The following is a 1,094-nucleotide window of genomic DNA, read 5'->3' on the forward strand; positions in this document are numbered from 1 at the left end:
TCACCCGACGAGCAGCCTCCACCTTGAACTCCGGTGTGAACGACCGACGCGTCCGCGACATGTCGACATCCTTCCAGCAGGACACCGTCCCGCTATCTCAGGTGTCCACTGAAACTGGGGAACCTCCGTAAAAGGCCGTCGATCAATCAGCTCGTCGCGATTGAGCTGAAGGCAGCTCAACCCGATGACAGGTCCGCTGGACAGACTCAGCAGTACCTGGATGATTTGAGCCGCCATGCAAAGAAACATGGGTACGACTCAGCGCATCTCATCATTATTACCGGTCAACCAGATAAGTCGGTTCGCAGTCGTGTCGAACACTATGCGCAGACTAAGGGCCTGACGGTCGAGTTCCTGCTTTATCGGGTACAGACGAAGCTGCTTCCGCACCCTTGATCGTGATGCTCACTGCAGCGCGCCCGTGCGTCCAGCACAGTTCAAGACTGTGGCGAGCGGTGGCGCGATCCATGAATCCTGGGGGTTTCGGGTTCCACTGCAGAACTAACGAAGCCCAGCCCCCGCGAACATCAGCACCACGAACAGAATCTCGAACGCCACGACGCCCAGCACCGCGATCAGTGCGCCCTTCGCGAACTCGAAGTGCCCCTTGGCGGGCACCAGCGCCGCGATCCCGGCGACCACCGCCGGGAACAGCGGCGCGAACGGCCAGAACACGCCCAACGTCAGGCACACCGACGCGAACCCGACGAAGAACCCCGCCAGCAGCACGCCCGGCTGCTGGGTACGGACAACCTCCGGATTCGTCACAACCCCGCCCCCACTTCCGCAGCCACCCCGGCGGCTGCGAACACCACCACCGGCACCAACCCGGTGAACGGCGCCAACACCAATCCCGCTCCGTAACAACGCCTCTCGGCAGAGCCGGTGCTGCGGAAAAGGCCCGTGCCGACAGCCACCAGCACCACGGCCACGATCACGACCGATATCCACGCGGCCGGAGTGCCTTGCGCTGCGATCAGCGCGTACACCGCCACCGCCCAGAACGCTCCGCCCGCCAGCGCCCCGATCATCGCCGCGCATGTCCAGTCGATCACCGCATCAGCCTCCCGCATTCCTGAATTGTAGGTACGAAC

The 1,094-nt window shown here is 63.1% G+C and carries 2 protein-coding genes; both read right to left on the reverse strand.

Going from position 1 to position 1,094, the window contains the following annotated elements; translation table 11 throughout:
* Positions 1 to 501: 501 nt before the first annotated feature.
* The gene (locus tag ASJ79_RS24475; RefSeq protein ID WP_067961084.1) at positions 502 to 768 is read right to left on the reverse strand and encodes a hypothetical protein; all 267 of its coding nucleotides are present in this window, start codon (positions 766 to 768) and stop codon (positions 502 to 504) included.
* Positions 765 to 1,094: hypothetical protein (locus tag ASJ79_RS24480; protein WP_231751015.1), on the reverse strand; the 330-nt coding region annotated here is incomplete at its 5' end. The genes ASJ79_RS24475 and ASJ79_RS24480, both read right to left, overlap by 4 nt.

Source organism: Mycobacterium sp. NAZ190054, from assembly GCF_001545925.1.
Classification (GTDB): domain Bacteria; phylum Actinomycetota; class Actinomycetes; order Mycobacteriales; family Mycobacteriaceae; genus Mycobacterium.